Genomic DNA, 21,955 nt, shown 5'->3' on the forward strand with positions numbered 1-21,955 from the left:
AATAATACAACTTATAACAATCGTGTTAAGTTACTGACCATTTATAGCGACAGATAAATGGAGTGATAACAAGGCATAAATTTTGACATGTAGTTGTTCTACATGAAAATTTATAACGCAGTTAGCGCTTTATTTAGCCCGCTAGAATGGTTAAATATTTAAGTCGATTAGTATAAGAGCCTTGCGCACTTAATTAAATACATGCAATGTTAATAATGTTCGAATAAAAATGTAAAATTTGAAACTCGGAACACTTTTTTACCTGCAATTAATTACATGGTTGTTATCAAATTACCGGTTAATGTTTCGATAAAGGTTACTGGTAATAATTATAACTGCCGTTATAATGAGCAACTGTTTATTAAATTCTAAGAAACTACTAGTAATGCGAATAATTAATTTTATAGTCTGTGTAATATGTGTTTTTCTCTCTCAGAGTATAAATGCAGCCAGCTCCTCTATTCGCATCGCATTTTTAGAAACAGAACAACGTGCACTAACTGAACCAAATAAGTTACTAGAGCAGCTAACCCTTGCGCAGTCTAAGCATAGCCTTAGTCAGACAGAACACGCTTATAATAATACTTTGCTAGCGCGTTTGTATTTATTTCAGGGTGATACAAAGCGTGCACAAGCTAGTTTCAAGCTTGCTCGCCAACAGCTTCCTGAACAAGATAACTGGATCTTAGGCTATTGGTTAATGTATCGCAGTATTCTTTCTTTAGAAGAAGCTAAGTTACCTGATGCGCTTAAACAAATTCGTTTTGCACAGGCCGCTTTTCAAGACAGTAATGATCCTCAAATGTTAGTTCAGGCAAAAACAATAGAAGGAACTTTATTACTCTGGCAAGAGGAGTATACGCGTTCGATACAACTTATTGAGAATGCGTACATTGAAGCTAAAACAACGAATATGTCAGCAACGACCATGTTATATGTTTATACCAGTTTAGCTGCCTATTATACGAACATGCAACTATATGAACAAGGGTTACAATATGCCGTGCTGGCGCGAGATATAGCGAATAAAAGTAATGATGTAGTGAATGGTTTACCTGCGCTCCACACCTTGTGTTTAAGCTACGCTCGAGCTGAAAAACTTACTTTAGCAACACGTTGTTATGATGACATGATCAGCTTATCTGCTGAAGTAAAAGTACCCCGTTATTTATTTTGGGCGCCTGCAGGTAAAGCGATAGTTGCATTACAACAAGCAAATTATAATGAAGCTCTGCAGTTATTATATCTAGCTAAAAGCTACGTCAACAGAGTGATTATGAACCCTGCGCATATCATCGCGCTTAACAATAACTTCGCTACCGCTTTTTTGGCACTAAAACAACCTGAGCAAGCGTTAGACTATATTCTTGAAGCAGAATTACTTTTACAGGACTATGATAGACCGCTTAATAATCGTTATAGTCGCCAAACACTTACATTAAAAGCACAAAGTTTAGAGCAATTGGGGCGTTTTGCTGATGCTGTCGCCGCACTTAAATTACTGGTTAAGTTAAATGATGAAGCGAAAGAATCAACCCAACAAAAACTTGAGCAAGAGGCCCGTTCACGGTTTGAATCTACACAACAAGATATTAAGCTTCAGCTGGCTGAAGAGAAGCTAAAGCTGCAACAAATAACGCTCGATAAACTAGCGAAAGAAGGGCAATTACAAACAGCTTACTCTATTATCGGATTATTGGTTATATTGAGTGTAACTATTTTTGCACTCAATCAACGCCGAGCGTACTTGCGAAGCCAACATAGAGCAAATACCGATCCGTTAACAGGTGCACATAATCGACGTTATATTCTTGATTTTATTTCTCAGCAGTTAATTGATAAACAACGGGATTTTTCGGTTTCGATTCTAGATATAGATCATTTTAAACAAGTCAACGACCTGCATGGTCATGCCATTGGCGATCAAGCACTGATTGGTTTTACCACGTTCTTAGAACAACAACTCGCTAATACACAGCACCAGTTTGCACGGTTTGGTGGTGAAGAATTTATTGTTGTCATGCCAGATCTAACGTTACAACAAGGGCATGATTTTATAAGTGCTTTATGCATTACTTTAAAGTCATTAAGTTTAACGGATAAAAAAATTAATTTAACCAGTAGTGCAGGGGTTGCGCAAATGACAGTAGGGCAGACCTTGAACGGGCTATTAAAAGTTGCTGATACAAACCTTTACCATGCCAAAAATACTGGCAGGGATAAGGTTTGCAGTTAGGTTATTACAAGTAATGGTTTATATGTTGGAAAAATCGCACGGTAATATCTTGGCGTTCTTTATTGATTGCTAATGGTTCAATTAGTGTGCGGATCATACTTTCAACTTGGTTCATAAAACGGCCATGGCCTACACCTTGTTCATCTTTTTCACTCGCCACAATAACAAAATGTAGTGACTCAACTAGTTTTTCATCATGCCAGTAATGACTGTATTGCGTTGTTTGTGTATCAGTAGCGAAACTCAACTTTTGTAACTCTTGATTTCCGTCATTGTTATCTGTTTTGCTATTACGAATAATTGGCATCGTACCGTTGGCAACCATTGCAGCTAGTTGGAGGTTTTTGGCCGCGCATTGCTCAATAAACGCGTCATAAAAATGTTGATAAAACTCACTATAGTTTGGACCGTTTAAGAGATGATGAAATTGAGTTTTAAGGGAGCGAGTGATAGGGACTGAAAAAGTCGTATAGGTTATTTCATTATGCTCTGTCGGCAGTAAACATTGGCGACTTTGATAACGTTGGTATAAACCACGAAGTTTATAGCCATAACTTTCTTTACACCCTTTTGCTTTGGCGAATAAGTCATAGGTTAAATGTTGGTGATCACGTATTTTGATACTAGGTTCATCAACGAGTAAAGTGTCCTGTAAATGTGCCAGTACTTTTTTTACACGGCTATGAAAAACAGCTGCGTTAGCACGAAGATCCTCCCCTGTGGCAAGAAACAGCAAGCGAATTTTCTTACTCGGTTGGTTACTATCATAAATGCATTTATGTGCTTCGTGATAACGAGGGTTATAAAAAAATAGAATTTGCTTTGCTGTCTGCAAACAATAAGATTCTTCATGAAAACGAACAATAGGTAACTTGTCATTTGCTATCAAATGCACATTATGCAGCTCATATTCATCACAGGATGAAAATAGCTGCCGTGCAAGTCGTTCATAGCATTGCTCTAGAGTACTAAAGCGCGCATATAATGACTCGCTGGGTATAAATTCAGCTAGTATATATTGGTTAGCGCGGGCAGTTGTTGGAATATATACACGGTGCTGTGAAAGTGAAACCATAGCTTTATCCTTAAAATAAGTCGAATGCGGGCACTGTACCTCGATTGCATGACTATTTTATTGCGCTAGAACAATTTATCATCGCTAAGTCATTAAATTATTGTGACTACAGCGAATTTATCCACTTGTAATTTTATACAACGACACTCTATGTAATACGCCCAGATCTATTACTGTATGTTAAGGTTCGTTTTTATAATATGCCCAAGCCACCTCAATATGCGAAGCGCCCAACGGGTTGGGTTAAAAGCGATTTATACTGCGTTATTGATTTTACCACTAGAACCACTATCTATTTGCGATCAATGCCTTGCCTAAATCGCTTTTAATTCCAACTGAAACTCGCATCTTGGGGTGGTTTGGGTATAATGCAATAGTTTTGTCACCATGCACTATTCAGAGGATTATACTCCTATGGCGGAAATTGAGAATCGCCCAAGTAACTTTATAAGAACGCGTATTGATGAAGACTTAGCATCAGGTAAACATGCGTCTACACATACTCGTTTTCCACCTGAGCCAAATGGTTTTTTACATATTGGACATGCTAAATCAATTTGTTTAAATTTTGGTATCGCGCAGGACTACAGTGGTCAATGTAATCTACGTTTTGATGATACTAACCCTGAAAAAGAAGATATTAACTACGTTAACTCTATTAAAGAAGATGTTCAGTGGTTAGGCTTTAACTGGGATGGTGAAATAAAGTATTCGTCCAATTATTTCGATACCCTTTATGAATATGCTGTTGAGCTTATCAATAAAGGGCTAGCTTATGTCTGCTTTTTATCGGCAGATCAAGCACGAGAGTACCGAGGTACATTAAAGGAGCCTGGTAAGAATAGCCCGACTCGTGATACGAGCCCTTCAGAGAATTTAGCATTATTTGAAAAAATGCGTGCTGGTGAATTCAAAGAAGGTGAGTGCGTTCTTCGTGCAAAAATAGATATGGCTAGCTCATTTATGGTGCTGCGTGATCCTATTCTCTATCGTGTTCGTTTTGCTCATCATCACCAAACAGGTGATAAGTGGTGTATATACCCGATGTATGACTTTACGCACTGTATTTCTGATGCGCTGGAAGGTATTACGCATTCATTATGTACGTTAGAGTTTCAAGACAACCGTCGCTTGTATGATTGGGTACTCGACAACATCAGTCTTGAATGTCATCCACAACAAATAGAGTTTTCGCGTTTAAATCTTGAATACACTATCATGTCTAAGCGCAAGCTAAACGACCTAGTTGTGAACGGCCATGTTGAAGGCTGGGATGATCCGCGAATGCCAACGATAGCAGGTTTACGTCGCCGTGGTTATACACCGGCATCAATACGTGAATTTTGTGCTCGTATAGGTGTAACCAAGCAAGAAAACATGGTTGAAATGGGCATGCTTGAAGCCTGTATCCGTGAAGATCTAAATGAACATGCTCCGCGAGCAATGGCTGTGCTTGATCCTGTTAAAGTGATCATTGAAAACTATGACGCTGAGACTGTTGAAACGTTATCGGTTGCCAACCATCCTAATGATGAAAGCATGGGCCGACGCGATGTACCGTTTACCCGTGAAATTTACATTGAACGTGAAGATTTTAAAGAAGAAGCAAATAATAAGTTTAAACGTTTGGTACTAGGCAAAGAAGTACGTTTACGTGGTGCTTATGTTATCAAAGCAGAGCGTGTTGAAAAAGACGAACATGGTGAAATCGCAACAATCTTCTGTAGTTATGATCCTGAGACTTTGGGTAAAAATCCAAGTGATGGCCGAAAAGTGAAGGGCGTTATCCACTGGGTTTCAGCTAGTGAGTCAATTACTGCAGAAGTCCGTTTGTATGACCGTTTGTTTAACGTACCAAATCCTGCTGCTGCAGAAGATTTTTCTTCTACATTGAATCCAGATTCATTGATAGTTTTAACAAATGCTAAACTTGAGCCTGCACTTGCTAACGCAGCACCGGCACAAGGTTTTCAGTTTGAGCGAACTGGGTATTTCAGCCGTGACACGAAATCAGATACTCTGGTATTTAATCAAACGGTTGGTTTACGTGATTCATGGACTAAAACTCAACAATAATTATTTTTATCCTTTTATACCAAGGGGATAATTAACAAACATAAAAAAACCTGCATATTGCAGGTTTTTTTTATTCATAGCTAATAGATTATTGGCTATCAGCAAACGCTTTACATGCAGCTGTATCAGTACACTCACCATATAGGTAAAGAGAGTGATTGGTCAGCTTAATGCCATTTTCTTTTGAAATTTCTAGCTGACGATTTTCAATGATATCATCTTCAAATTCGATCACTTTACCGCATTTTAAACATACTAAGTGATCATGATGGGTGCTACCAGAGAGTTCAAATACTGATTTACCGCCTTCAAAGTGGTGACGGCTAACAATACCAGCATCATCAAATTGGTTAAGTACACGATACACAGTAGCAAGGCCAATTTCTTCACCTAAATCCAAAAGAATTTTGTAAACATCTTCAGCGCTGATGTGTTGGTTATCTGGAGATTGCAAAATCTCTAAAATTTTAATACGCGGTAAAGTTACTTTTAAACCGGCTTTTTTTAATTCCAAGTTATGATCAGTCATTAAAATCTGTCTCAATTAAATTTGGTTATACTAGACACCTTACAAAGATGCACACGACACATTAGCAATGATAAGAATAACGTGCCTAGTCATTAAGTGCAAAGATCAATTGCTAGAATTACTTATAAAAAGTGCATTTGGCAATCAAGTGCTACTATTTTAAGCAAAATCTAGCAATAAAGTGCATTTAATCAGCAAGTTCACTTAAACACATTTCTTCATATACTTGTGCAGACCACGCTTTTACGCGTTGTTCAGTAAGCTCTGGTTGACGGTCTTCATCAATACCTAATCCAACAAAGTGGGTATCATCAGCCATGCCTTTAGATGCTTCAAAATCATAACCTTCGGTAGGCCAATGACCTACAACAATTGCACCACGCTCTGTAACGATATCATTTATCATTCCCATTGCATCGAGGAAGTATTCAGCATAGTCTTCTTGATCGCCACAGCCAAAGATAGCAACAAGTTTGCCTTCAAAATCAATTTCTTCAAGTTCTGGGAAAAAATCATCCCAATCACATTGCGCTTCACCATAATACCAAGTCGGGATGCCAAATAAGATTAAATCAAATTCTGCTATCTCTTCTTTAGAGCTTTTAGCAATATCATGTACAGCCACAAGCTTTTTACCCAACTCTTTTTGGATCATTTTAGCTACGTGCTCTGTGTTACCTGTGTCACTTCCGAAAAAAATACCTACACTTGCCATGAATTTAAAACCTTTTATCTATCAATAGCCAATCTTTCTTGTAAAATAGTTTCAATCAGCGCACTACGGCTAATATTCTGTGCATCGGCCATATCGCTTAACGCTTGATACAACTGCGATGAAACTTTAAATTCCACACGCTTTAAACCACGTGCTTTATCTCTTTTTATTTGATTACGTTTATTTACCTTTAACTGAACTTCCCTCGGAAGGGGATTCGTTTTCGGTCTGCCGGGGCGCTTTTCGTATTCAAATAAATCGAGTGTTGTTCTATCGGTTTCAGATTTAGCCATGGTTAACCCACACCCGCACCTTGCCAAAACACTTGAATAAGTCCTTTAGCGATAAAACCAGAGCACCCTAAAAATAGTACAAGCCATACAATATAGCGGCCAAACTTAGGTACATTGCCTTTTTTAAGTACATCTTGAATAGCCATACCAATAAAAAAGAACACACCGGCTAAGCCAAAATACAACCCAAGGGTATCAAATTCGTTAATTAACTGACTGACCATCAACGTATAACCTTTAAATTAAACGGCGCGTACTATAGCATATAAAATCGCAATAATTTAGTGCGCGTAGTCAAAAATAGTGGATTAAATTTAGCTTTATTATGCCATTAAAAATGCACTGATTGACTTATTAACCGCCGCTGGTTTTTGTGCATGTAACCAATGGCCCGCACCATGTATAACTTTTGCTTGGGCATTTTTAAATTGCGCCATAATTGCATCACGGTATTCAGGCAATATATAGTCAGAATCGTTCCCTTTGATAAACAAAGTATCGCATAAACAAGAATCATTTGCTTTAATATTTGCTAGTATATTACTATATTTTTCACTCAAAGCAGCTAAATTAAATCGCCATTGCAATTGGCCATGTTGGTCTTTTGCGTAGCTTTTTAATAAAAACTGGCGAACACCTAACTCAGGGATGAGCGGTTCCATGAGTGTGTCGGCCTGTTTACGGTCATTAACAGCGTGTTGTTGTACGCGTTTTAACGCCGCAATAATATCGTTGTGGCGACTTTTGTATGCCACAGGTGCAATATCTAATACCACGAGTTTATTGACTACTTCGGGGTTTAAATGTGCAATTTGCATAGCCACTTTGCCGCCCATAGAGTGACCGACTAAGTGAGCTTTATTGATGGATAAATGGGCCATTAAATTCAGTACGTCGGCTGCCATGCTTGGGTAGTCCATTACGTCACTGTGTGGTGACTGACCATGATTACGTAGATCAATATTGGTTATTGTAAAATTTTCGGCTAATGATTTAGCAATAACATTTAGGTTTTCCAGTGAACCAAATAAGCCATGGATCAAAATTACATGTGGGCCTTGGCCCGTTTGTTTGTAATTTAACAACATCAACGTATCCAAAAATATTTAATCAAAAGTGCGCTTAGTTTGCCTAGTGAAATAACAAATTGCAAAACATAGAGAATTAAATCAGGTTTGGGTATAATCTCAAAGGAATAAAAAAATGTGACCCGTAACGACAGGAATAACATGAAAAAAATTGACATAGACGACGAGTTATATCAATACATTGCAAGTAATACACAAAGTATAGGCGAAAGCGCTTCAACTATTTTACGTCGTTTGTTAAATATTCACGACGAGAATGATTTAGTCGTAACAGAAAAACCACAGAGCCCTACAGCACCAGCAAAGAAAGCTGATGCTGCCTCAAATATACAGTCATCTGATACGACTTCGGTAACAGATACTAAAAAGCCAGTAGCTGTCACGCCTCAGCGTGCAAATGTTTTTAATATACTGAATAAAGAAGAGCTGGCGATGCAAAAAGGGGTCGTAGGGCGCTTTTTGTTTATCCTTTCTGCGTTACATCGCACCCATAAAGCCGATTTTTCGGCAGTGCTTGATGTACAAGGGCGTGATCGTGTTTACTTTGCAACTAGTAAAGAAGCACTGGTAAATAGTGGTAGTAGCATGAATCCAAAAAATATCACGGATAGTGAATATTGGGTCATGACTAATTCAAATACTACCCGTAAGAAAATGATGCTACATGAAGTGGCGCTTGGCTTAGGTTATAGCGCTGAACAAGCTGAAAAAATTCGAGACTACTTATAAAGGAAATGTAATGGCGATTCATTCCGGTGCAGGGAAACCTGCAACACAATCAGATTTAGTAAATGTACCAAAATTAGTGTCGGCTTATTATTTAAATGAACCCGATTTAGAGCAGAATCCTGAACATTGTGTTGCCTTTGGTACCTCAGGTCACCGAGGGTGTTCGTATGATGTGAAATTCAATGAATCTCATATCCTCGCCATTACTCAAGCAATTTGTGACTACCGAAAGCAAAATAATATTTTTGGCCCGCTTTATTTAGGTAAAGATACCCATGCATTAAGTGAAGCCGCGTATAATTCAGCTATTGAAGTGTTGGTTGCTAATGAAGTGCAAGTGATCACTCAAGAAAATGATGACTTTACACCGACCCCGGTAATTAGTCATGCTGTTGTTTGTCATAACAAATTGCATCCTCATGAACTTGCCGATGGGATTGTTGTTACTCCTTCACATAACCCACCTGAAGACGGTGGCTTTAAATATAACCCACCTAATGGCGGTCCAGCTGATACAGATGTCACTAAATGGATTGAAGATAGAGCAAATCAATTATTACTTGAAGACTTAGTTGAAGTTGAACTGTTTCCATTTGCTAAAGCATCGCGCTCTGGTTTTATAAAATACCAAGATTTAATGACACCATACATTGAAGATTTAATAAATGTGGTCGATGTTGCAGCGATAAGCAAAGCAAAAATAAAAATTGGGATTGATCCATTAGGTGGTTCAGGTATTAACTTTTGGCCAGTTATCGCCAAAAAATTTAATTTAGACTTAACGGTCGTAAATAATCAAGTTGATCCACGCTTTGCCTTTATGCCTTTGGATAAAGACGGTAAAATCCGCATGGATTGTTCATCTCCTTATGCAATGGCAAATCTTATTGCCCTCAAAGACGATTTTGACCTTGGTATCGGTAATGACCCTGATTATGACCGCCATGGTATTGTAACCCCGGATGGCTTAATGAATCCGAATCACTTTTTAGCGGTGGCGATTGATTATTTATTAAATCATCGTAATTGGTCCAAGGATGTGCAAATTGGTAAGACGCTTGTTTCAAGTGCCATGATTGACAGAGTGGTTGCTCGTAATAATCGCCAAGTACAAGAAGTGCCCGTCGGTTTCAAGTGGTTTGTTGAAGGCTTGAGCACGGGAACACTCGCATTCGGTGGTGAAGAAAGCGCAGGGGCGTCATTCCTACGTTTTGATGGAACGGTGTGGGATACTGACAAAGATGGTTTTATTATGGGCTTATTAGCAGCTGAAATTTTAGCTGTTACTGGTAAGACACCCTCTGCTCTTTATAAAGAACTTGAGCAAGAATTTGGTGCGCCAATTTATAAACGTATTGATGCGCCAGCAAATGCTGTGCAAAAAGATCGTCTCAAAGCGCTTAGTGCTAAAGACGTTACTGCTGATACATTAGCTGGTGAGCCAATTTTACAAAAGCTAACCCATGCACCTGGTAACAATGCAGCAATTGGGGGTTTAAAAGTCGTTACGGAAAATGGCTGGTTCGCAGCACGTCCTTCTGGAACAGAAGATATATATAAAATTTACCTTGAGTCATTCAAAGGTGAAGCGCACTTAGCATTACTTGAAAAAGAAGCTAAAAAATTAGTTGATTCAGTGATCAGCTAATCATCAATTTGTTAAAGAAACGGCTGATTTATTCAGCCGTTTTTGTATTTACTCCACACAAAAGGCGATTTTAATGTCAGCCACAACACACTATATTAATGATTTAAAACAAACCGGTGACTTTTTAACCCTTAGCCGTGCTAATGAGTGGTACTTAGCGCCTAGTGAATTTACATTAGCGAACGGTACCCAAGTTAATGTACATGATACAGGTGTTATAGAGTTCCAACCGCAATCAGTGAGCACGAAAGATATCGTACTGTCGAGTGCTATTCATGGTAATGAGACTGCCCCTATTGAAATTTGTGATGAGCTTATTAAGCAGATAATCACCGGCGAGTTGGTGTTAATGCAAAGGGTGCTGTTTATCTATGGCAACCCGCAATCAATCAATATTGATAAACGCTTTGTCGAAGAAAATTTAAACCGTTTGTTTAATGGTCATCATACTGTTGATGGTATTGAAATGAATAGAGAACGTGAGCGTGCCGCAAAGTTAGAAGGCTATGTAAGTGACTTTTTTAACCGGGGAGGGGAAGATCGTATTCGCTGTCATTATGATCTACACACTGCCATTCGTGGCTCAAAAAATGACAAATTTGCAGTTTATCCATTTTTACATGGGAAGCCATGGAAAAAATCACAGCTACAATTTTTATTAAGTTGTGGTGTCAATACCGTGCTGATGATGAAATCCGCAGCAACAACATTTAGTTATTATTCATCGTTCGTGCACAATGCTGATTCATTTACGGTAGAGTTAGGGCAAGTTAAACCATTTGGTGAAAATGACATGAGCCGCTTTGCTAAAACTCGCGACACGTTATCTGCATTAATTAGTCAAAATGAAGTTTCATATAAAGATTTTAATGCAAATGATTTTGAACTGTTCGAGGTTCATAGGTCAATTAATCGTACGGCACATAACTTTTCCTTTCCTTTCTCTGATGATGCAGAAAACTTTACTGGCTTTAGTAAGGGCGAGTTGTTAGCAACCGATGGCGACCTATGTTACTACGCTGATGTTGAAGGGGAAGCAATTATATTTCCTAACGCAGATGTTGCTTTAGGACAACGTGCTTTATTGACAGTAATCCCATTACACTTAACAGACAATATTATTTAAATAGCGCCATAAAATAGGTTAACTATATGATTGTAAAGCCTTTATTTTATTGTATAGTTAACTTTCCAGTCCCTATCTCGCCAATTCAGTTTGTTTCGTCTATGATTAGTTGAATAACATCTTACGTTAACGTAAAGTGTCGACAGATTTAATTTAAATACAGTGTAATTTCTGCAAACTTTAACCAGCAGAATTCATCAATAATAACAAGCGATTTGCACTGTTTTGACAACGAAAGAAGGTAGGTTATGAGTAATCCAAATAACGTATCGCTGAATATCAGTCACGATCTTGAATTTATTGACGGTCATGCGCTGAATATTCCGACCTTGAGTATTTTAAACGAGGATGGCGATATCCACCACGGTGCAACAGCCCCTGATATAGATGAAAGCACTGCGCTGCGATTATACGAAACCATGCGATTTATTCGTGCGCTTGATGAGCGTATGCAGGCAGCTCAACGTCAAGGCCGTGTAAGCTTTTATATGCAATGTTTGGGTGAAGAGGCTGCGGTTACTGCATCCGCTGCTGCACTTGATCAAGATGATATGATCATGGCGCAATACCGTGAGCAAGCTGCGTTACATTATCGTGGATTTACCCTAGATCAGTTTATGAATCAAATGTTTTCAAATGAGCGTGATCTCGGTAAAGGCCGCCAAATGCCAATTCATTATGGTAGTGCTGCGCTTAATTATATGACCATTTCGTCTCCACTTGGTACGCAAATCCCACAAGCGACCGGTTATGCTTATGGCCAAAAAATTAAGCATATTGACCCCCAAACTGGTGAGTTAAATTCAGCAATTGATAACATCACTATTTGTTATTTTGGTGAAGGTGCCGCATCGGAAGGTGACTTCCATGCAGGCTTAAATATGGCTGCGGTACACAAATCTCCTGTTATATTTTTTGCCCGCAACAACGGCTATGCAATTTCTACTCCGGCAGATGAGCAGTTTAAAGGCGATGGTATTGCATCTCGCGGTGTGGGGTATGGTATTAAAACGATCCGTGTTGATGGAGCCGACGCTCTTGCAGTTTATGCAGCCACAAAAAAAGCACGAGATATTGCCACCACGACTGGCGAGCCAGTACTCATTGAATCTATTGCATATCGTTTAGGTGCGCATTCAACATCAGATGATCCAAGCGGCTATCGCTCAAAAGATGAAGAAGCGAATTACCAGGCATGTCCAATTGAGCGCTTTCGTAAATGGTTAGTGAAACAAAACTGGCTTAATGAAGAAGAAGACGTTAAAGCGAAAGAAACAATTCGTGAAGATATTCTTGCGGCATTAAAGCGCGCAGAAGTAATAGCAAAGCCGCCTTTAGAAGAGTTGGTATCAGATGTTTATGATACACCAATTCCTTCATTACAACGCCAATATGAGCAATTAAAAAATCACATTAAGCAACACCCAGATGCCTACCCGGTGACAGCAGGGAGAATTAAGTAATGGCTAAAATGAATATGTTACATGCAATTAATTCAGCCCTTGATATCACCATGGCTGAACACCCGCAAGCATGTATTTTTGGTGAAGACGTGGGCTATTTTGGTGGTGTGTTTCGTGCAACCTCAGGCTTACAAGAAAAATATGGCCAACACCGCGTATTTAACACGCCACTTACTGAACAAGGTATTATGGGGTTTGCCAATGGCTTAGCTGCATTTGGTGCACCGGCACTTGCTGAAATTCAGTTTGCTGACTACATCTTTCCAGCATTTGACCAAATAGTGAATGAATCAGCTAAATTCCGTTATCGCAGTGGTAATGAATTTAATGTGGGCAACCTTACTATTCGTACTCCTTACGGTGGCGGTATAGCGGGGGGATTATATCACTCACAATCACCTGAAGCGTATTTTGCGCATACACCTGGGCTTAAAATTGTGGTCCCGCGTAACCCATACCAAGCAAAAGGTTTGTTACGTGCTGCGATTAAAGATGATAATCCAGTTATTTTCTTTGAGCCGAAACGATTATACCGTGCATCGACTGGTGAAGTACCAGAAGAAGATTACAGCATTGAACTTGGTAAAGCTGAAGTAGTGACTGAGGGGACAGATGTAACACTGCTGGCGTGGGGCGCACAGATGGAGATCATCGAAGATGCTGCAAAACGTGCTAGCGAGCAAGGTATCAGTTGTGAAGTAATTGATTTACGCAGCATTTTACCGTGGGATATGGAAACTATTGCAAAGTCTGTAACCAAAACAGGGCGTTTAATTGTTAGCCATGAAGCGCCAATTACCAATGGGTTTGGTGCTGAAATCGTGGCGACGATTCAGCAAGAATGCTTCTTACATTTAGAGTCACCTATTTTACGTGTCTGTGGCTTAGATACCCCGTATCCTTTAGCGCTTGAAAAAGAATATGTACCGGATGCATTAAAAGTACTCGCTGCAATTAAGCAATCGGTCGAATTTTAGGAGTTATCATGGCAAAAGATTTTATTTTACCGGATATCGGTGAAGGCATCGTTGAATGCGAAGTGGTTGAGTGGCTGGTCGCCGAAGGTGACACAGTAACTGAAGATCAACCTATTTGCGATGTAATGACAGATAAAGCGTTGGTGCAAATTCCTGCAGTACATGATGGTGTTATCACTAAACTATATTATGCAAAAGGTGATATTGCTTTAGTACATGCGCCGCTTTTTGCAATGGATGTGGCGGGTGAGACTAGCGCTGAGCCAGAACAACAAGTAGCTCCTAGTGAAACAGCAGCTAGCAGCAACAGAACTGAGCAACTCGAAGATTTTATTTTACCTGATATCGGTGAAGGGATTGTTGAGTGCGAAATTGTTGAGTGGTTAGTCAATGAAGGCGATGCTATAGAAGAAGATCAAGCCGTTTGTGATGTAATGACAGATAAAGCATTGGTGCAGATCCCTGCAAAATATACAGGGACTGTTGTAAAACTTTATTATGCTAAAGGGGATGTTGCGCAAGTACATAAACCACTTTTTCAAATGTCGATCGTGGGTACTCACTCAGCTAAAGTTGATGTTAGTGACGCACTCGTTAAAGCACAAACAAAAGCCGTTGAACCTAAAGCGACAGTGCGAGAAGCAGCCGCGCAACAAGTTAATCAAAAAGCAGTTGCTTCACCTGCAGTCCGACGTAAAGCACGGGAACTTGATGTTGATTTAACCACAGTTCCTGGCAGTGGAAAAAATGGGCGTATTTACAAAGAAGACATAGAACGCTTTGTTAAAGGTGAAGTACCAAACAGTATTGATACTTCGCCATTGCAAGTTGACACAGCTGCTGTAAATACAAGCAATTCCATCGAAAGTGATATACGCGTTGAGCCAATCAAAGGTATCAAGGCTGCGATGGCTAAGCAGATGGTGGCGTCTGTGAGTACTATTCCTCATTTTACGTTTTGTGACGAAATTGATTTAACGGCGTTGATTAGATTGCGCTCTGAGCTTAAAGAGCAGTATCAGCAACAAGGCGTTAAATTGACTATGATGCCGTTTTTTATCAAGGCGTTATCTCTTGCAATGAAAGAGTTTCCAGTCTTAAATTCAAAAGTAAATGACGAGTGTACTGAGCTTACTTATTTTGCTGATCACAATATTGGTATGGCGGTTGATTCAAAAATCGGTTTGCTAGTGCCTAATATAAAGCAATGCCAAACAAAAAGTATTGTTGACGTGGCGAATGAAGTTACGCGATTAACGGATGCAGCAAGAGAAGGGCGTGTTGCTCCGGATGATTTAAAAGCCGGTACTATTAGCATTTCTAATATTGGTGCAATTGGTGGCACGATAGCAACGCCAATTATCAACAAGCCAGAAGTAGCGATTGTAGCATTAGGTAAGTTACAGCATTTACCACGCTTTGATTTGCAAGGTCAGGTTGTAAGTAAGGCTATTATGCAAGTCAGTTGGTCTGGCGATCATCGAGTGATTGATGGTGGCACAATTGCACGTTTTAATAACCTCTGGAAGTCGTATTTAGAGAACCCAGCCAAAATGATGATGGCAATGAGTTAACTTTAAATAGACTTATTTTAAAACCAGCTTAATGCTGGTTTTTTGTTTTCATATTGTTGCTTTTTCTTTATCATGTTGTTGTCTCTAAAAAGCGACACCCGTCAGGGAATTAAAAAAATTAAGGAGTTAATATGGAATACTTTATGGAAGCAATGCGTCGTTACGCCGATTTTAATGGCCGTATTCGTCGTAAAGCTTATTGGATGTTTATTTTATTCAATGTTATTTTTTCGATTGTAACAGGTGCAGTCGATTATTTTACAGGAACAGCCATTGTTGGAACAATTTATAGCTTGGCTTTATTGATCCCTCAACTAAGTGCAGGTGCTCGTCGTCTTCATGATACGAACCGTTCTGGCTGGTGGCAGTTACTTTGGCTTGTGCCAATAGTAGGTTGGATTGTATTGATTATTTTTCTTGCGCAGGACTCGCAAGAGGGTGAAAACGATCACGGTGCTAATCCAAAAGAGCTTGATTTGCAAAGTTCATAAAAGTATTTAGCACCATATTTAATGTTTAAGCTCAGCAATTGCTGAGCTTTTTTATAGCCAAAATTTAAAGGCCATAAAAATATAAACCATAGCCCACAAGTATTGCTGGCACTGCAGAATATATCGTCGCGACGAAGGCTGCGCGCGGTGCCATGGCTATTGCAGGGAAAAGCGCATCGCCATCATTTGATATGGCATTCGCTGCGAGGGCGCTAAATGGAATGATCCCTTGAATATAAAGAGTAGTAACAACTATTTGCGGGCCACAACCAGGTAAAAAACCAATCACTACGGCAATTAAGGGGGCTAAATACGCATAATGGGCAAACCAGGCTTTTAGATCTACTCCCGCAAAAGTAATTAATATTTCAAATAACATAAATGATGCGACCACCCAAGCTGTTACAAAATGAGTATCCTGCAGCACTTTATACAGCTTTGATGGGGGGGAGATAGTCTCTTCTTCAGATGTAACTTCTTGGTAGCTTTGCCCTTTAGAAGAGAATGCCCACGTTGCTACAGCAACTAGCGCCATAGCCGCACCAAACAGCGTAATTGAATCTGCCAACAGGGTATTTAAGCTATTAAAGTCAGTATTAATAGCGATCATAATTGCAATCATTACACTCGGGATCAACACAACTTGCCAGATAGACTTACTCATTATTAACGCTTTACTTGGCTGGCTAAGGCAGTCATCCGTATAGTCATTTTGTGCAGGTCGTAGGTGATCAGGCTTATGTAGTGCATTAACTAAGCTGCCACTAACGATACCCACGCTTAGGCCAATAAACATGATAAGTAACCCTTCAACAGGTTTAGTTGCTAATAATAAAAATGCGGCATCTCCCATAGTTGCAGTTAACACTGCTACGACAGAGCCAAAGCTAGCTTGTCCTTTGGTAAATTGTGTGACGACTATTATTGCACCACCACAGCCTGGTAATGCACCGAGTAATGACGCAAAGCTGACCTCTAATAGCGGTGATTTTTGACTTAAGTAACCCAATTCCAGTTTGGGAAGCCGATCGATAACGTAGTAATAAATAAACAAGGTGGCTGCAACAAATACACTCACTTGAAAAAAAGCATCACTCATTGCTGCGAGTGTGAGTGTTCTCATAGGGGGGTACGCTAAACAGACTAGCAGAAATAGAGGCAATAAAAGCCGTTTATTACTCATAATAAATTGTGTGGAAGTGGGTAAACTTATTTTGGGAAGTGAGAGTGAAAACATAAGTGCAACCTAAAAATTATCTAAGTTGCACTTTAGATTTAAATCAAATGAAAATCAATATCATTTACATTATTTTCTTTGAAATTCAGAATTTTTATTCCAAGTAGGCCAATTTGCTTGCTCTGAAATATCAAAACCAACTTGATAAAATAATTGTAAGTCTTGCACAGCACCAGATAAATCCCATTCATCACGGTATCTGTCACATGGTTGATGATAGCAACCACGAAGTACTAAGCTCATACGTTTGCGGTAATTCGCCGTTTCTTCATCAAGTGCTTCACTGCCGCCGCCCGCATACATGGCTGGAATACCCATATTTGCAAATGCAAAGTGATCTGAGCGGTAGTAACCCCCTGATGACGGCTTAGGATCACCTGACACTGTACGACCTTGTGCTTTAGCCGCGACTTCTAAGAGAGTGTCCATTTCAGATTTACCAAGGCCGACAACACTGATATCTTTTACTTTGCCCAATAAATTTAGGCTGTCCATATTGATATTCGCAACAGTTTTATTTGCTGGTATTACAGGGTTTGCAGCATAATACTTCGAGCCTAATAAGCCTTGCTCTTCAGCTGTAACAGCTAAAAACGTCATTGAGCGGCTAGGATGCTTAGGTAGGCTTGCGAACGCTTCTGCAACTTCAATTAAGCCAGCAGTACCGGTGGCGTTATCATGTGCGCCATTATATATTTGGTCACCTTTGCGGGTTTTATCTGTGCCTAAGTGATCCCAGTGAGCTGAATAAACAATGTGCTCATCGGCTTTTTCGCTACCTGGTAAAGTGGCGATAAAGTTATACGAAATAGATTTCTTAATGGTGTTTTTAACAGCCACAGACGCAGTTAGATCACCCATATCAACATGATAAGCACCTTTAGCGGCATTGGCTTTAGCTGTATCAAAATCTAACCCCGCCTTAGTGAATAACTCTTTTGCAACGTCTGTAGTTACCCAGCCTTCAACGGCAACTCTGTCCATGTTGTTATTTTCTTTTTGAAAACCAAACTGCTCACCACTCCATGAATTTTCTACTACAGACCAAGGATACGATGCTGGCGCAGTTTCATGGATAATAATCGCACCTGCAGCGCCTTGACGACTCGCTTCTTCGTATTTGTACGTCCAGCGGCCGTAGTAAGTCATGGCGTCACCAGTAAAAAGCGCAGGATCTTTTGTCGCAAAACCTGGATCGTTAACCAGCATAACAACCGTTTTGCCTTTCACATCTAAGCCTTCATAATCGTTCCAGTTATATTCTGGTGCATTTACACCATAACCGACAAAAACAAGCTCAGAGTCTTTAATACTTTGTAGTTCACTAATACGGCTGCTGCCCATGACCATATCTTTCTTATATTGGTAATCTTTTCCGCCAATATTAAGTACCATATCTGAATCAGCTTCTAGAGAAACTAACGGCACTTCTTGTAAAAAGCTATCACCGTTACCAGGTTGAAAACCAAGTTTTTTAAACTCTGTTGTTAGATACGCGAGTGTCAGTTCTTCACCTTTAGAAGAAGGCGCACGGCCACCAAATTCATCTGAGGCGAGTACTTTTATATGCTCAGCTAATTGTTGAGCATTTATCGAATCATAACCTTTGCTAACATCATCAGAGGTAAGACTTGTTGTTGCACATCCTGCAAGTACTGATGTTGCAAGGAGTGTAAGAGAAAAATAACGTTTCATAGTCGCTCTTTTTTTGTTTTAAGTGTGCTGAGTATAAGAACTTCTATTAAATAGAACCAGTTTTTGCGGTAAACTCCCCCTAAAATTTCTGTAAAGCTAAAGATACTCATGAAGCGTTTTACTCCCCACGAACAATGGCATAGCGCCAGCTTAGAAAGTGGCGCATTTAACCACTTAAATACATTGTTTGCTTTGCAATGTTTACCTGATTGGCCTGCGTGTACGTGGTTTTCATCCTTTTTAGATGCTAAAAATGCGAACCAGCAAGTTATTCGCTTTGTGGACGATGCCTGTTTTAGTGAGGAAGAGCGCTACTATGAGCAAATCATTTTTGATACGGGTAAAGTGCCTACGCGCCAGCAAAATTGGCATGATCTATTTGGTGGCTTGATTTGGTGTTTGTTTCCGAAAACTAAAGCGTTAATTAATCAACGCCATGTGGAAGAAATTGCTATTCATGGTACAAAGCAGCGCTCAAAGCACCGTAATGCGCTGACCTTGTTTGATGAATGTGGTGTGGTACTTGCGGTGTGTGATGATGTTTGGCCGCAGTTACTTAAAAATCACCAGTGGCAAGACGCATTCGTTAAACACAGAGCATTATGGGGTAAAACTATTACGCCCTTTATGTTTGGTCATGCAAATTACGAAATGCTAACTAAACCGTATATTGGTTTAACGGGAAAAGCATTATTTGTAAAAGTGCCAAATGACATATTTTGTAAAGATTTAACCCAGCAGTATCAGTATATTGATCAAACGCTTTATGAGATGATTAAGCATGATAACTGTTTAAGGGACAACAGCCAGCTTTCACCGTTACCTTTACTGGGGGTGCCTGGTTGGTATGACAACAATAACCCCGAATTTTATAGTAATACGGATTACTTTAGACCGAAACGAAGGATACGAACATGATAGAAGTATCAGGGCTTAAAAAGAAATTTAAGCTGACTAAAGATCATAAAAAAAATAAGCTTGATAAAATTGATCCACGCGAAGACAAAGACTATTTTCATTCAGTTACTGATGTTAGCTTCTACTGTGCCCAAGGCGAAGTGCTGGGCTTACTTGGGCCTAATGGGGCAGGTAAAACCACTACGTTAAGAATGATCTCAACGGCGTTAAAGCCTGATGCTGGAAGCATTCACATCGGTGGTGAAAATATCATTAAAAATCCACTGTTTGGCCGTAAATCTATCGGTTTTTTATCGGGCAGTACCGGTTTATATGGCCGTTTGACCGTTAAAGAGAACATTGAATACTTTGCGAAATTGCATGGTATGAGCAAAGCCGCTATTAGCTCTCGCTGTGACGAGTTATTTGATTTACTCGATATGCATAGCTTTATTGATAAACGTGCAGAGAACTTATCTACCGGAATGAAGCAAAAAGCGAATATCGCGCGTGCTGTTGTCCATCATCCGGCAGTGGTGGTACTGGATGAACCAACCACTGGTTTAGACATTATGACGACACAAACCGTGATTAACTTTATCAAAGGATTAAAAGCGCAGGGCACCCCCGTTATTTTCTCAACACATCACTTAGACGAAGTTGCATTATTGTGTGACCGTGTCGCAGTGATTAACGAAGGGAAAAGTTGCTTTGATGGCAGCCTTGAGGAATTTAAAGAAGTAGGCAAGAGTGACGAATTGAATCAAGCATTTATGAACATTCTAACGGAGAAAAGTGATGTTTGAAGTATTTAAAAAGGAAATAACAGAACTACTGCGAGATAAAAAAACCTTAATTTTTATCGTTGCATTACCCGTTGCAATTTTTCCGCTGCTATTTGCTGTTATGGCATTTATTAGCTCACAAGCAGCCCTTGAGGCAGAGCAAAAAGTACATACCTACGCCATAATTAATGGTCAATATGCGCAGTCATTTACTGATAAAGTGTTTTATCATAAAAGTTTTGAGCTCTATAAAGGTGAACAGACCTTTACAAGCGTTGAAGAGCTTAGCGAAGCAGTAAAAGCAGGCATTATAGATATGGGGATTTATTTACCATCGGATGCCAAACAAACGCTAGATGATGCGAAGCAAAGCCAGTGGCAAGTGGTTTATAACGATGCCAAAACAATCAATTTTTTATTCGACCGAGTAAAAGAGTTGGCCGAAGAGTTTGGTAATAACTTACGCGCACAGAAATTGCTTAGCTATGGTATCGATGAGCAGCAGCAACAAGCCATCATTGCACCAATTAAGGTAGTTAAAGTTGATACCGCAGATAAACGCGAGAATTTAGGTGAGAAAATAGGTGGCTTTATTCCATATTTACTTATTCCATTAGTGTTAATGGGGGCAACTTACCCTGCAATAGACTTAGGCGCGGGTGAAAAAGAGCGCGGTACATTAGAAACGTTACTACTGACACCAATAACGCGTACGCAACTAGTTTTAGGAAAGTTTATAACTTTGCTGGCAGCGTCAATCGCAACCACCACAATCACCGTATTGAGTATGGGGATTTGGATCAGTATTGCGATCACTTTTGTTGATTTAGCTGTTGTTAAAACGGCATTTAGCTCGTTGCGGGTGTTAGATCTTGCTTTAATATTTATAATATTACTCCCCGTTGCCGCTATATTTTCGTCCCTTGCATTAGCAATTTCAATTTATGCACGTACATTTAAAGAGGCACAAAATTACATGACTCCGCTCAGCATGGGGGTGATCTTTCCTATCATAGTGGCACTATTACCTAATATTGAGCTCAATGCTAAAACAGCTTTTATTCCTGTTACGAATGTGGCATTAGCAATCAAAGAAATCATCAAAGGTACTATTGATTACACTTTGTTAGGCTTAATTTTCTTAGCTACAGTCGTTGTCGCTGGTGCACTATTGGCATTTTGTGTTAAATGGTTTAACAAAGAAGCCGTATTGTTTAGATAGTATGAGGCTTAAAAATGGCGGTATTACCGCCATTTCTTTTATAAACAGGCTTACTTATTGAGCACAAAAGCTAGCCAGTTTTACCCCACCTTTAAATCC

The 21,955-nt window shown here is 39.5% G+C and carries 20 protein-coding genes; 12 read left to right on the forward strand and 8 right to left on the reverse strand.

Features of this window, described 5'->3' with window-relative positions:
- Window positions 1–385 precede the first annotated feature (385 nt).
- Window positions 386–2,236, forward strand: a complete 1,851-nt coding sequence (locus CWB85_RS15415; protein WP_171039025.1) for a GGDEF domain-containing protein — start codon at window positions 386–388, stop codon at window positions 2,234–2,236.
- A gap of 4 nt (window positions 2,237–2,240) precedes the next feature.
- Here CWB85_RS15415 and CWB85_RS15420 read toward each other — a convergent pair whose 3' ends face one another.
- Entirely contained in the window at window positions 2,241–3,311 is a 1,071-nt protein-coding gene (locus CWB85_RS15420; RefSeq protein WP_016709650.1) for a DUF3083 family protein, read from the reverse strand.
- Window positions 3,312–3,725: 414 nt separating this feature from the next.
- Here CWB85_RS15420 and glnS point away from each other — a divergent pair, with 414 nt between their 5' ends.
- Window positions 3,726–5,387 (forward strand): glutamine--tRNA ligase, encoded by a 1,662-nt coding sequence (gene glnS, locus CWB85_RS15425; protein WP_016709651.1) that lies wholly within the window; start codon window positions 3,726–3,728, stop codon window positions 5,385–5,387.
- Window positions 5,388–5,475: 88 nt separating this feature from the next.
- Here the strand turns inward: glnS and fur are convergent, their stop codons facing one another.
- The 5 genes from fur to CWB85_RS15450 all read right to left on the reverse strand — a co-directional run bounded on the left by fur (window position 5,476) and on the right by CWB85_RS15450 (window position 8,012).
- Window positions 5,476–5,916, reverse strand: coding sequence for a ferric iron uptake transcriptional regulator (fur, locus tag CWB85_RS15430; RefSeq protein WP_016709652.1), 441 nt, complete (start codon window positions 5,914–5,916; stop codon window positions 5,476–5,478).
- Window positions 5,917–6,103: 187 nt separating this feature from the next.
- A complete protein-coding gene (fldA, locus tag CWB85_RS15435) occupies window positions 6,104–6,631 on the reverse strand; it encodes a flavodoxin FldA (RefSeq protein WP_016709653.1) in 528 nt (175 codons plus the stop codon).
- A gap of 14 nt (window positions 6,632–6,645) precedes the next feature.
- Window positions 6,646–6,924, reverse strand: a complete 279-nt coding sequence (ybfE, locus tag CWB85_RS15440; RefSeq protein WP_016709654.1) for a LexA regulated protein — start codon at window positions 6,922–6,924, stop codon at window positions 6,646–6,648.
- Between the two features lie 2 nt (window positions 6,925–6,926).
- Window positions 6,927–7,148 (reverse strand): DUF2788 domain-containing protein, encoded by a 222-nt coding sequence (locus CWB85_RS15445; RefSeq protein WP_016709655.1) that lies wholly within the window; start codon window positions 7,146–7,148, stop codon window positions 6,927–6,929.
- A 99-nt stretch (window positions 7,149–7,247) separates the two neighbouring features.
- The gene (locus CWB85_RS15450) at window positions 7,248–8,012 is read right to left on the reverse strand and encodes an alpha/beta fold hydrolase (RefSeq protein WP_016709656.1); all 765 of its coding nucleotides are present in this window, start codon (window positions 8,010–8,012) and stop codon (window positions 7,248–7,250) included.
- A 141-nt stretch (window positions 8,013–8,153) separates the two neighbouring features.
- Between CWB85_RS15450 and seqA the strand changes: the two genes are divergently transcribed.
- From seqA to CWB85_RS15485, 7 genes are all read left to right on the forward strand, one after another.
- Window positions 8,154–8,741 (forward strand): replication initiation negative regulator SeqA, encoded by a 588-nt coding sequence (gene seqA, locus CWB85_RS15455; protein ID WP_016709657.1) that lies wholly within the window; start codon window positions 8,154–8,156, stop codon window positions 8,739–8,741.
- Window positions 8,742–8,751: 10 nt separating this feature from the next.
- The gene (gene pgm / locus CWB85_RS15460) at window positions 8,752–10,389 is read left to right on the forward strand and encodes a phosphoglucomutase (alpha-D-glucose-1,6-bisphosphate-dependent) (protein WP_138555375.1); all 1,638 of its coding nucleotides are present in this window, start codon (window positions 8,752–8,754) and stop codon (window positions 10,387–10,389) included.
- Window positions 10,390–10,462: 73 nt separating this feature from the next.
- Entirely contained in the window at window positions 10,463–11,515 is a 1,053-nt protein-coding gene (astE, locus tag CWB85_RS15465) for a succinylglutamate desuccinylase (RefSeq protein WP_138555376.1), read from the forward strand.
- A gap of 248 nt (window positions 11,516–11,763) precedes the next feature.
- Window positions 11,764–12,978 (forward strand): thiamine pyrophosphate-dependent dehydrogenase E1 component subunit alpha, encoded by a 1,215-nt coding sequence (locus CWB85_RS15470; RefSeq protein ID WP_016709660.1) that lies wholly within the window; start codon window positions 11,764–11,766, stop codon window positions 12,976–12,978.
- A complete protein-coding gene (locus CWB85_RS15475) occupies window positions 12,978–13,955 on the forward strand; it encodes an alpha-ketoacid dehydrogenase subunit beta (RefSeq protein WP_016709661.1) in 978 nt (325 codons plus the stop codon). Before CWB85_RS15470 ends, CWB85_RS15475 begins: the two co-directional genes overlap by 1 nt.
- A gap of 8 nt (window positions 13,956–13,963) precedes the next feature.
- Complete coding sequence (locus tag CWB85_RS15480; protein WP_138555377.1) at window positions 13,964–15,529, forward strand: dihydrolipoyllysine-residue acetyltransferase; 1,566 nt, start codon at window positions 13,964–13,966, stop codon at window positions 15,527–15,529.
- Between the two features lie 131 nt (window positions 15,530–15,660).
- Window positions 15,661–16,020: a DUF805 domain-containing protein gene (locus CWB85_RS15485; protein ID WP_016709663.1), complete on the forward strand. Its 360-nt coding sequence runs from the start codon at window positions 15,661–15,663 to the stop codon at window positions 16,018–16,020.
- A gap of 64 nt (window positions 16,021–16,084) precedes the next feature.
- On the opposite strand, the gene CWB85_RS15490 is transcribed toward CWB85_RS15485, so the two are convergent.
- Window positions 16,085–17,257 (reverse strand): putative manganese transporter, encoded by a 1,173-nt coding sequence (locus tag CWB85_RS15490; RefSeq protein WP_138555378.1) that lies wholly within the window; start codon window positions 17,255–17,257, stop codon window positions 16,085–16,087.
- 69 nt (window positions 17,258–17,326) lie between these two features.
- Window positions 17,327–18,952, reverse strand: a complete 1,626-nt coding sequence (locus CWB85_RS15495; protein ID WP_138555379.1) for a M28 family metallopeptidase — start codon at window positions 18,950–18,952, stop codon at window positions 17,327–17,329.
- Window positions 18,953–19,060: 108 nt separating this feature from the next.
- Between CWB85_RS15495 and CWB85_RS15500 the strand changes: the two genes are divergently transcribed.
- From CWB85_RS15500 to CWB85_RS15510, 3 genes are read left to right on the forward strand one after another with little or no spacing between them, the layout of a single operon-like run.
- Entirely contained in the window at window positions 19,061–19,870 is an 810-nt protein-coding gene (locus tag CWB85_RS15500) for a DUF3025 domain-containing protein (protein WP_138555380.1), read from the forward strand.
- Window positions 19,867–20,655 (forward strand): ABC transporter ATP-binding protein, encoded by a 789-nt coding sequence (locus CWB85_RS15505; RefSeq protein ID WP_138555381.1) that lies wholly within the window; start codon window positions 19,867–19,869, stop codon window positions 20,653–20,655. Before CWB85_RS15500 ends, CWB85_RS15505 begins: the two co-directional genes overlap by 4 nt.
- Window positions 20,648–21,856 carry an ABC transporter permease subunit gene (locus tag CWB85_RS15510; RefSeq protein ID WP_016709668.1) on the forward strand — a complete coding sequence of 403 codons (1,209 nt, stop codon included), beginning with the start codon at window positions 20,648–20,650 and terminating at the stop codon, window positions 21,854–21,856. The genes CWB85_RS15505 and CWB85_RS15510 overlap by 8 nt, the downstream gene beginning before the upstream one ends.
- Window positions 21,857–21,955 lie beyond the last annotated feature (99 nt).

The sequence above is a fragment of the Pseudoalteromonas sp. S1727 genome (assembly GCF_005886375.1).
Classification (GTDB): Bacteria; Pseudomonadota; Gammaproteobacteria; order Enterobacterales; family Alteromonadaceae; genus Pseudoalteromonas; species Pseudoalteromonas haloplanktis.

What these genes read in the sequence shown, in the direction of transcription:
- CWB85_RS15415 (WP_171039025.1), top strand. Translation starts at nt 386, where the DNA reads ATGCGAATAATTAATTTTATAGTCTGTGTAATATGTGTTTTTCTCTCT.
- CWB85_RS15420 (WP_016709650.1), bottom strand. Translation starts at nt 3,311, where the DNA reads ATGGTTTCACTTTCACAGCACCGTGTATATATTCCAACAACTGCCCGC.
- glnS (WP_016709651.1), top strand. Translation starts at nt 3,726, where the DNA reads ATGGCGGAAATTGAGAATCGCCCAAGTAACTTTATAAGAACGCGTATT.
- fur (WP_016709652.1), bottom strand. Translation starts at nt 5,916, where the DNA reads ATGACTGATCATAACTTGGAATTAAAAAAAGCCGGTTTAAAAGTAACT.
- fldA (WP_016709653.1), bottom strand. Translation starts at nt 6,631, where the DNA reads ATGGCAAGTGTAGGTATTTTTTTCGGAAGTGACACAGGTAACACAGAG.
- ybfE (WP_016709654.1), bottom strand. Translation starts at nt 6,924, where the DNA reads ATGGCTAAATCTGAAACCGATAGAACAACACTCGATTTATTTGAATAC.
- CWB85_RS15445 (WP_016709655.1), bottom strand. Translation starts at nt 7,148, where the DNA reads ATGGTCAGTCAGTTAATTAACGAATTTGATACCCTTGGGTTGTATTTT.
- CWB85_RS15450 (WP_016709656.1), bottom strand. Translation starts at nt 8,012, where the DNA reads ATGTTGTTAAATTACAAACAAACGGGCCAAGGCCCACATGTAATTTTG.
- seqA (WP_016709657.1), top strand. Translation starts at nt 8,154, where the DNA reads ATGAAAAAAATTGACATAGACGACGAGTTATATCAATACATTGCAAGT.
- pgm (WP_138555375.1), top strand. Translation starts at nt 8,752, where the DNA reads ATGGCGATTCATTCCGGTGCAGGGAAACCTGCAACACAATCAGATTTA.
- astE (WP_138555376.1), top strand. Translation starts at nt 10,463, where the DNA reads ATGTCAGCCACAACACACTATATTAATGATTTAAAACAAACCGGTGAC.
- CWB85_RS15470 (WP_016709660.1), top strand. Translation starts at nt 11,764, where the DNA reads ATGAGTAATCCAAATAACGTATCGCTGAATATCAGTCACGATCTTGAA.
- CWB85_RS15475 (WP_016709661.1), top strand. Translation starts at nt 12,978, where the DNA reads ATGGCTAAAATGAATATGTTACATGCAATTAATTCAGCCCTTGATATC.
- CWB85_RS15480 (WP_138555377.1), top strand. Translation starts at nt 13,964, where the DNA reads ATGGCAAAAGATTTTATTTTACCGGATATCGGTGAAGGCATCGTTGAA.
- CWB85_RS15485 (WP_016709663.1), top strand. Translation starts at nt 15,661, where the DNA reads ATGGAATACTTTATGGAAGCAATGCGTCGTTACGCCGATTTTAATGGC.
- CWB85_RS15490 (WP_138555378.1), bottom strand. Translation starts at nt 17,257, where the DNA reads ATGTTTTCACTCTCACTTCCCAAAATAAGTTTACCCACTTCCACACAA.
- CWB85_RS15495 (WP_138555379.1), bottom strand. Translation starts at nt 18,952, where the DNA reads ATGAAACGTTATTTTTCTCTTACACTCCTTGCAACATCAGTACTTGCA.
- CWB85_RS15500 (WP_138555380.1), top strand. Translation starts at nt 19,061, where the DNA reads ATGAAGCGTTTTACTCCCCACGAACAATGGCATAGCGCCAGCTTAGAA.
- CWB85_RS15505 (WP_138555381.1), top strand. Translation starts at nt 19,867, where the DNA reads ATGATAGAAGTATCAGGGCTTAAAAAGAAATTTAAGCTGACTAAAGAT.
- CWB85_RS15510 (WP_016709668.1), top strand. Translation starts at nt 20,648, where the DNA reads ATGTTTGAAGTATTTAAAAAGGAAATAACAGAACTACTGCGAGATAAA.